This is a genomic window from Pseudomonas meliae, from assembly GCF_001400515.1.
Taxonomy (GTDB): Bacteria; Pseudomonadota; Gammaproteobacteria; order Pseudomonadales; family Pseudomonadaceae; genus Aquipseudomonas; species Aquipseudomonas amygdali.
Genome location: NZ_LJQT01000499.1, coordinates 1 through 8,020 on the forward strand (window position 1 = coordinate 1; position 8,020 = coordinate 8,020).

Annotated in this window: 7 protein-coding genes and 3 tRNA genes; 9 read left to right on the forward strand and 1 reads right to left on the reverse strand. The window is 56.9% G+C overall.

Annotated features, from left to right (window positions below; translation table 11 throughout):
* The first annotated feature begins 43 nt into the window (after nucleotides 1-43).
* The 6 genes from ALO64_RS23205 (at nucleotide 44) to ALO64_RS23230 (ending at nucleotide 6,066) form a co-directional block, all read left to right on the forward strand.
* A complete protein-coding gene (locus tag ALO64_RS23205; protein ID WP_044344214.1) occupies nucleotides 44-1,138 on the forward strand; it encodes an ABC transporter ATP-binding protein in 1,095 nt (364 codons plus the stop codon).
* Nucleotides 1,138-2,253, forward strand: coding sequence for an ABC transporter ATP-binding protein (locus ALO64_RS23210; protein ID WP_044344215.1), 1,116 nt, complete (start codon nucleotides 1,138-1,140; stop codon nucleotides 2,251-2,253). The genes ALO64_RS23205 and ALO64_RS23210 overlap by 1 nt, the downstream gene beginning before the upstream one ends.
* Nucleotides 2,246-3,112 (forward strand): carbohydrate ABC transporter permease, encoded by an 867-nt coding sequence (locus tag ALO64_RS23215; protein WP_002552729.1) that lies wholly within the window; start codon nucleotides 2,246-2,248, stop codon nucleotides 3,110-3,112. The genes ALO64_RS23210 and ALO64_RS23215 overlap by 8 nt, the downstream gene beginning before the upstream one ends.
* A gap of 10 nt (nucleotides 3,113-3,122) precedes the next feature.
* A complete protein-coding gene (locus ALO64_RS23220; protein ID WP_003315280.1) occupies nucleotides 3,123-3,923 on the forward strand; it encodes a carbohydrate ABC transporter permease in 801 nt (266 codons plus the stop codon).
* 12 nt (nucleotides 3,924-3,935) lie between these two features.
* Nucleotides 3,936-4,208 carry a DUF2160 domain-containing protein gene (locus ALO64_RS23225; RefSeq protein WP_002552730.1) on the forward strand — a complete coding sequence of 91 codons (273 nt, stop codon included), beginning with the start codon at nucleotides 3,936-3,938 and terminating at the stop codon, nucleotides 4,206-4,208.
* An 85-nt stretch (nucleotides 4,209-4,293) separates the two neighbouring features.
* Complete coding sequence (locus ALO64_RS23230; RefSeq protein ID WP_044344216.1) at nucleotides 4,294-6,066, forward strand: ABC transporter substrate-binding protein; 1,773 nt, start codon at nucleotides 4,294-4,296, stop codon at nucleotides 6,064-6,066.
* Nucleotides 6,067-6,127: 61 nt separating this feature from the next.
* Here the strand turns inward: ALO64_RS23230 and folD are convergent, their stop codons facing one another.
* Nucleotides 6,128-6,982, reverse strand: coding sequence for a bifunctional methylenetetrahydrofolate dehydrogenase/methenyltetrahydrofolate cyclohydrolase FolD (gene folD, locus ALO64_RS23235; protein WP_002552732.1), 855 nt, complete (start codon nucleotides 6,980-6,982; stop codon nucleotides 6,128-6,130).
* 293 nt (nucleotides 6,983-7,275) lie between these two features.
* Between folD and ALO64_RS23240 the strand changes: the two genes are divergently transcribed.
* From ALO64_RS23240 to ALO64_RS23250, 3 genes are all read left to right on the forward strand, one after another.
* Nucleotides 7,276-7,352, forward strand: a tRNA-Arg gene (locus ALO64_RS23240).
* A gap of 54 nt (nucleotides 7,353-7,406) precedes the next feature.
* Nucleotides 7,407-7,482 (forward strand) — tRNA-His (locus ALO64_RS23245).
* A gap of 56 nt (nucleotides 7,483-7,538) precedes the next feature.
* A tRNA-Leu gene (locus tag ALO64_RS23250) sits at nucleotides 7,539-7,623 on the forward strand.
* The last annotated feature ends 397 nt before the right edge of the window (nucleotides 7,624-8,020 follow it).

The window sequence follows — 8,020 nt, forward strand, 5'->3', positions numbered from 1 at the left end:
TTTGTCTACACCCTCTTAAGAAAAAAACAACGAAGGACACGCCATGTCTCTCACGCTGGAGCACGTCAGTCGCGCGGTCGATGGTCAGGTCTGGATCGACGACGCTTCCCTGAGCTTTGAGCCAGGATCTTTCAACGTTCTGCTGGGGCGAACCCTGTCCGGCAAAACCAGCCTGATGCGCCTGATGGCCGGGCTGGACAAGCCTGACAGCGGGCGGGTGCTGATGAACGGGGTCGATGTTACAAATCGACCGGTTCGTCTGCGCAACGTCTCGATGGTTTATCAGCAGTTCATCAATTACCCAAGCATGACGGTGTTTGAAAACATTGCCTCGCCGCTGCGTCAGGCCGGTCTGTCCAAGGATGTTATCCACAGCCGTGTGCAGGAAACGGCGAAGATGCTGCGCATCGAAAAATTCCTGCAACGCCACCCCCTCGAGTTGTCCGGTGGGCAGCAGCAGCGCACCGCTATGGCCAGGGCGCTGGTCAAGGACGCCGAGTTGATCCTGTTCGACGAGCCGTTGGTCAACCTTGATTACAAGCTGCGTGAAGAGCTGCGTCAGGAAATGCGCGAGCTGTTTGCAGCCCGCCATACCATCGCAATCTATGCCACTACCGAGCCCAATGAAGCGCTGGCGCTGGGTGGCACCACCACCATCCTGCATGAAGGGCGGGTGGTGCAGAGCGGCAAGACTCCCGAGGTCTATCACCGGCCGAGCACGGTATTGGCGGCCGAGCTGTTCTCTGAACCGCCGATCAATCTGATGCCGGGCCGTATAGACGGCAATGAAGTCAGCTTCGCCAACTTTGTGCATTTCCCGCTCAACGTCGACCTGCGGGCCGTCGGTGATGGTGAATACCGCTTTGGTGTGCGTCCCAGCCATTTGAGCCTTGTGCCTTCCAACGATGATGATCTGGAGCTGGCGGTCACCGTCGAGCTGGCGGAGATCAGCGGCTCGGAAACCTTTCTGCATGTGCGCAATGAGCTGTTTTCACTGGCTTTGCACCTGCCGGGCGTGCATGCCTACGACGTTGACGCATCGATTCGGGTGTACATCCCGACTCACAAATTATTTGTATTCGATCAGCAGGGCGGCCTGATTCAGGCGCCGGGCCTGCGCATGGCGAGGGTTGCCTGATGGCCGAGATCCGCTTGCAGAACCTGGCGCACAGTTACAGCGCCAAGCCTGGTCCTGACGACTATGCAATTCGCGAGATGAGTCACATCTGGGAGCAGGGCGGTGCTTACGCGCTGCTCGGGCCTTCCGGCTGTGGCAAGTCAACCCTGCTCAACATCATTTCCGGTCTGCTCAGTCCGTCGCAGGGCCAAGTGCTGTTCGACTCGAAAGTAGTCAATGAGCTGCCCCCGGAGCGTCGCAACATCGCTCAGGTTTTCCAGTTTCCAGTGATCTACGACACCATGACGGTGTTCGATAACCTGGCCTTTCCGTTGCGCAATCAGGGCCTGGACGAGGCGCGGATTCTCATCAAGGTCAACGAAATTGCCGATGTCCTGGACCTGCAGCCGCTGCTGAAAAAGAAAGCGCGCAACCTCAGCGCGGACGAAAAGCAGAAAGTCTCCATGGGTCGCGGGTTGGTGCGCGATGACGTGTCGGCGATCCTCTTCGACGAACCGCTGACCGTGATCGACCCGCACCTGAAATGGAAACTGCGCCGCAAGCTCAAGCAGATCCACGAGCAATTCAATATCACTATGGTTTACGTCACCCACGACCAACTGGAGGCGTCGACTTTCGCCGACAAGATCGCCGTGATGTATGGCGGACAGATTGTGCAGTTCGGCACGCCGCGGGAGTTGTTTGAAAAGCCTTCGCACACCTTTGTCGGCTATTTCATTGGCAGCCCTGGCATGAACCTGATTGACGTTACGCCTCGACCGGGCGGTGTCGGTTTTGCCGACATTCATCTGCCGCTGCCTGAGTCGTTGCAGCAAAAGCTTGCCAATACACCGTGGAAAAGTCTGAAAGTGGGTATTCGTCCAGAGTTCGTGCATGTCTGGGACGGGTCTTACGACGATGCGATGTGCGCCGACGTGACCTATGTGGAAGACCTCGGTACCTACAAGATCATTACCCTGAAACTGGCCGGGCAACTGCTCAAGGTTCGTTTGCAGGAAGACAAACCGGTGCCGCATGGCCAGGCCTGGATCAGCTTTCCAGGGCAATGGCTGATGCTCTATGCCGACGATTACCTGCTTGAAGCCGGCCCGGCCAGTGAGGTGTCCCATGCGTAAGGTGCAGAACAACAAAGCCTGGTGGCTGGTGATGCCGGTGTTTCTGCTGGTGGCATTCAGCGCGATTATCCCGATGATGACTGTGGTCAACTACTCGGTGCAGGACATCTTCGACCAGTCCAGCCGCTATTTTGTTGGTACTGACTGGTTCCGTCAGGTCTTGCAGGACCCACGTCTGCACGATTCGCTGCTGCGCCAGTTCATTTACTCGGGTTGTGTACTGCTGATCGAGATCCCGCTGGGTATCGCGATTGCCCTGACCATGCCCACCAAAGGCCGCTGGTCTTCGCTGTGCCTGATTGTGATGACCATTCCGTTGCTGATTCCGTGGAACGTGGTCGGTACCATCTGGCAGATCTTCGGCCGTGGCGATATCGGCTTGCTGGGTTACACGTTGAACAACGTGCTTGGCATCAACTACAACTACGCCGCCAATGCTTCGGATGCCTGGGTGACAGTGCTGGTCATCGACGTCTGGCACTGGACTTCGCTGGTGGCTTTGCTGTGCTATTCAGGGTTGCGCGCCATCCCGGATGTCTACTATCAGGCGGCGCGGATTGATCGTGCCTCCGGCTGGGCCATCTTCCGGCATATCCAGCTGCCGAAGATGAAAAGCGTGCTATTGATCGCGGTGATGCTGCGCTTCATGGACAGCTTCATGATCTACACCGAGCCGTTCGTGCTCACCGGTGGCGGTCCTGGCAACTCCACTACGTTCCTCAGTCAGACCCTGACCACCATGGCGCTCGGGCAGTTCGACCTGGGGCCTGCGGCGGCGTTCTCGCTGGTGTATTTCCTGATCATTCTGTTGGTGTCATGGGTGTTCTACACCGCCATGACTCACAGCGAAAAGAATTGAGGGGCTGGTCATGAGTCTGCGCAAAATCATACCGCTGTGGATTTACCTGTTGTTTCTGCTGGTGCCGATCTACTGGCTGATCAACATGTCGTTCAAGACCAATACCGAGATCCTCGGTGGCCTGACCCTGTGGCCGCAGGACTTTACCCTGGCCAACTACAAGGTGATTTTCACCGACGAAAGCTGGTACAGCGGTTACCTGAACTCGCTGTACTACGTGTGCCTCAATACCGTGATATCGCTGAGCGTTGCGCTTCCGGCAGCCTACGCGTTCTCTCGCTATCGTTTTCTCGGCGACAAGCACCTGTTCTTCTGGCTGCTGACCAATCGCATGGCACCACCGGCCGTGTTCCTGCTGCCGTTTTTCCAGCTCTACTCGTCCATTGGCCTGTTTGACACGCACATCGCCGTTGCACTGGCGCATTGCTTGTTCAACGTTCCGCTGGCGGTATGGATTCTGGAGGGCTTCATGTCCGGCGTTCCCAAGGAGATTGACGAAACGGCCTACATCGACGGTTATAGCTTTCCGAAGTTTTTCGTGAAGATTTTCATTCCGTTGATTGGCTCGGGTATCGGTGTTACCGCGTTTTTCTGCTTCATGTTCTCCTGGGTCGAGCTGTTGCTGGCGCGCACCCTGACATCGGTCAATGCCAAACCGATTGCTGCGGTAATGACCCGTACAGTCTCGGCGTCGGGTATTGATTGGGGCGTGCTGGCGGCGGCGGGGGTGTTGACTATCCTGCCGGGTATGCTGGTGATCTGGTTCGTTCGCAACCATGTGGTCAAGGGCTTTGCTCTTGGTCGTGTCTGAGGAGTCGAAAAAATGGAGTGGATGTCCTGGACACTGCCCACTGCGGCCTTTTTCATCAGCATCGCATTGCTTCTGGCGGGGATGACCGTATGGGAGTTGCGCTCGGCAAGTATCGAGCGCCGTGGTTTTCTGCCGATTGCCACCACGCGTGGCGACCGTTTGTTCATTGGGCTTCTGGGTAGCGCTTACCTGCATTTGCTGGTGATAGGCGCGACCGACTGGAGTGTCTGGATCGCTTCAGGGGCCTCCCTGGTGTGGCTGTTGGTGGTGATGCGTTGGGGTTAGAGGGCGGCCGGGCGCGATTGCCGGGGTGATCCGGTCGGCAATATTCGAAAAGCGGGACTACATAAAAGCAACATTGGAGATGACTATGTTCAATAAGAAAAACAAGCTGCAACATAGCGTGACGCTGGCGACCATGATGATGCTCAGCGGGTTGAGTGTTTCGGCGTGGGCAGATCAGTACGAAGATGCGGCGAAGAAGTGGGCGGCCAGTGAATTCAAGCCGAGTACGCTTTCCGATGCAGAACAGTTGAAAGAGCTTGAGTGGTTCATCAAGGCCGCCGAGCCGTTCCGTGGCATGGACATCAAGGTGGTATCGGAAACCCTGACCACTCACGAGTACGAATCGAAAACCCTGGCCAAGGCCTTCACTGAAATCACTGGTATCAAAGTCACCCATGACCTGCTGCAAGAGGGTGATGTGATCGAAAAACTGCAGACCGCCATGCAGTCGGACAAAAGTATCTACGACGGCTGGGTCAACGACTCGGACCTGATCGGGACACACTTCCGCTACGGCAAGGCACTGTCGCTGACCGACCTGATGGCCAGTCCGGAAGGCAGCAAGGTCACCTCGCCGACTCTGGACCTGAAAGACTTCATCGGCACCTCGTTCACCACCGCGCCGGACGGCAAGCTTTACCAGCTGCCTGATCAGCAATTCGCCAACCTGTACTGGTTCCGTGCCGACTGGTTCGAACGTCCCGACCTGAAAAAGAAGTTCAAAGACAAGTACGGCTATGAGCTGGGCGTCCCGGTCAACTGGTCGGCCTACGAAGACATTGCCAAATTCTTCAGCGAAGACGTCAAGGAGATCGACGGCAAGAAAGTCTTCGGGCACATGGATTACGGCAAGAAGGACCCGTCGCTGGGCTGGCGCTTCACCGATGCCTGGTTCTCCATGGCTGGCAGCGGCGACAAGGGCTTGCCTAACGGTCTGCCTGTGGACGAGTGGGGCATCCGCGTCGAGGATTGCCACCCGGTCGGCTCCAGCATTACCCGCGGTGGCGACACCAACGGGCCGGCAGCGGTGTTCGCGACTCAGAAATACATCGACTGGCTGAAAGCCTACGCACCGCCTGAAGCTGCGGGCATGACCTTTTCGGAGTCCGGTCCGGTTCCGTCGCAGGGTAACGTCGCGCAACAGATCTTCTGGTACACCGCCTTTACTGCCGACATGACCAAGCCCGGCCTGCCAGTCATGAACGCCGATGGCACGCCGAAATGGCGCATGGCCCCTTCACCCAAAGGGCCGTACTGGAAAGAATGCATGAAGCTCGGTTACCAGGACGTGGGCTCATGGACCTTCCTGAAGTCTTCCGACGAGAAGAAGCGCCTGGCGGCCTGGCTGTATGCGCAGTTCGTGACCTCGAAAAGTGTTTCGCTGAAGAAGACCATTGTCGGTCTGACGCCGATTCGCGAGTCGGATATCAATTCCAAGGAGATGACCGCTCTGGCGCCCAAGCTGGGAGGTCTGGTGGAGTTCTATCGCAGCCCGGCCCGCGTTCAATGGTCGCCTACCGGCACCAACGTGCCTGACTATCCGAAGCTGGCACAGCTGTGGTGGAGCCATGTGGCCGAGGCGGTCACTGGCGAGAAGACAGCACAGCAGGCGCTGGACGGTCTGGCCAAGGATCAGGATGCCATCATGACGCGCATCGAACGTTCCAAGGTTCAGGAAGCCAGCAAGTGTGCGCCGAAGATGAACCCCGAAACGTCTGCCGAGGAGTGGTATGCCAAGGCTGAGAACAGCAACGGCAAGTTCCTCGCGCCACAGCGCAAACTGGCCAACGAGAAACCCAAGGGTGAAACCATCGCCTACGCTGACCTGCTGAAAAGCTGGGAGGCTGGCAAGAAGTAAGGTTTTGTCGAGGTAAAAAAACGGCACCTTGAAGGTGCCGTTTTTTATTGCTGCAGGCTGATCAGTCGTGCAGGGTTTCTGCGGCGTACAGCGTGTTTTCCAGCAGGCAGGCGCGGGTCATGGGGCCAACGCCGCCCGGAACCGGAGTGATCCAGCCGGCGCGGGGCAGGGCAGTCTCGTAAACCACGTCGCCCACCAGCTTGCCATCGTCCTGACGGTTGATGCCGACGTCGATGACAATCGCGCCGGGTTTGATCCATTCGCCCTTGACCAGGCCGGGCTTGCCGGCGGCAACCACCACCAGATCGGCGCGACCTACATGGCCTGCCAGATCCTTGGTGAAACGGTGGGTCACGGTGACCGTGCAGCCCGCCAGAAGCAATTCCATGGCCATGGGGCGGCCGACAATGTTCGACGCGCCAACCACCACAGCATCCAGACCGTACAGATCGACTCCAGTGCTTTCCAGCAGTGTAATGATCCCTTTGGGTGTGCACGGTCGCAGCAGGGGAATGCGCTGGGCGAGACGGCCGACGTTATAAGGATGGAAACCGTCCACGTCCTTGTCCGGGCGGATGCGCTCGAGCAGCAGCGATGCGTCCAGATGGGCTGGCAAAGGCAATTGCAGCAGAATGCCGTCGACAGCGGCGTCTTCATTGAGGCGGTCGATCAGATCGGTCAGCGCAACCTGAGTGGTATCAGCGGGCAAGTCATAGGCCTGGGAGATAAAGCCGACTTCCTCGCAGTCCTTGCGCTTGTGAGAGACATAGACCTGAGAGGCAGGGTCGCTGCCGACCAGAATCACCGCGAGGCCCGGCGTACGCAGACCTTGCTGGCTACGTTCGGCGACACGTTTGGCGATCTGCTGGCGCAGGCTGGCGGCGATCGCCTTGCCGTCGATTAGTTTTGCAGTCATGACGCGTGATTAACCATCGAGAGGAAATAAAATGAACGCGCATTCTCGCATGACATGGCGCGAGGGCAAAGGCGCATGCGTTGGATATTCCGCTAACTCCTTTATCTAGCTGAATTTTTTTCAAAAAAAGGTTGACGACCCCAGGGGCCGTCTATAAGATTCGTCGCACTTGCCGGGCAGAGCCCAGCACTGGTTAAGCTAGCACTGGTTGATTAGGTCAGGCAGAGTTGCAAATCAGCTCGGTGTGATTGAAAGCCTTTTAGTTTGTTATCGCAAGAATACAAATTATATAAGTGCCCGTAGCTCAGCTGGATAGAGCATCCGCCTTCTAAGCGGATGGTCGCAGGTTCGAGTCCTGCCGGGTGCGCCATTTAATAAGGCAGCTTTGGCACAGCAAGTAAGTTTTATCGTCACGCGCAATATGGTGGGCGTAGCTCAGTTGGTAGAGCACAGGATTGTGACTCCTGCGGTCGTGGGTTCGAACCCCATCGTCCACCCCATATTAAGAAGGACGCCGGATTCATAGTCTGGCGCCTTTGCTTTAAAAGTCTGAAATGCGGATGTGGTGGAATTGGTAGACACACTGGATTTAGGTTCCAGCGCCGCAAGGTGTGAGAGTTCGAGTCTCTCCGTCCGCACCAGATGTACTTTCGCCGGGTTCCACTGAGAACCGCGAAAGCCAAGAGAACNNGCCAAGTGCGGGCTTTTTGTTGTGTTGAGTTTCATGAGTATTTGCCGGTGTCTGGATTTTTTTAGTACGTTAATGAGTACATCCTGAATTGGCTTGCTGGTGATGTACTCATGCTTCCGTTTCACTGATCCGCCGTCTGGCAATCGAAACGCACTGACAAAGGCGGTAGCGCTGGGGCGGGGTATTCGCGAGAGACTAATGAATGCGGCAGCTGCTTGACAGCAGTGGGTCATAAAGCCATCATTTGGCCATTACTTCCTTTGTGCATGCGTAGGAAAGGGGACAAAAAAACCGGCCATCGCGTCGGTTTTTTGGTTGGCAAGCCAATAAGTATCCTCTGAAAAAGC

Excerpts from the sequence above, each read along its gene's own strand:
- ALO64_RS23205 (WP_044344214.1), top strand. The coding sequence starts at position 44 with ATGTCTCTCACGCTGGAGCACGTCAGTCGCGCGGTCGATGGTCAGGTC.
- ALO64_RS23210 (WP_044344215.1), top strand. The coding sequence starts at position 1,138 with ATGGCCGAGATCCGCTTGCAGAACCTGGCGCACAGTTACAGCGCCAAG.
- ALO64_RS23215 (WP_002552729.1), top strand. The coding sequence starts at position 2,246 with ATGCGTAAGGTGCAGAACAACAAAGCCTGGTGGCTGGTGATGCCGGTG.
- ALO64_RS23220 (WP_003315280.1), top strand. The coding sequence starts at position 3,123 with ATGAGTCTGCGCAAAATCATACCGCTGTGGATTTACCTGTTGTTTCTG.
- ALO64_RS23225 (WP_002552730.1), top strand. The coding sequence starts at position 3,936 with ATGGAGTGGATGTCCTGGACACTGCCCACTGCGGCCTTTTTCATCAGC.
- ALO64_RS23230 (WP_044344216.1), top strand. The coding sequence starts at position 4,294 with ATGTTCAATAAGAAAAACAAGCTGCAACATAGCGTGACGCTGGCGACC.
- folD (WP_002552732.1), bottom strand. The coding sequence starts at position 6,982 with ATGACTGCAAAACTAATCGACGGCAAGGCGATCGCCGCCAGCCTGCGC.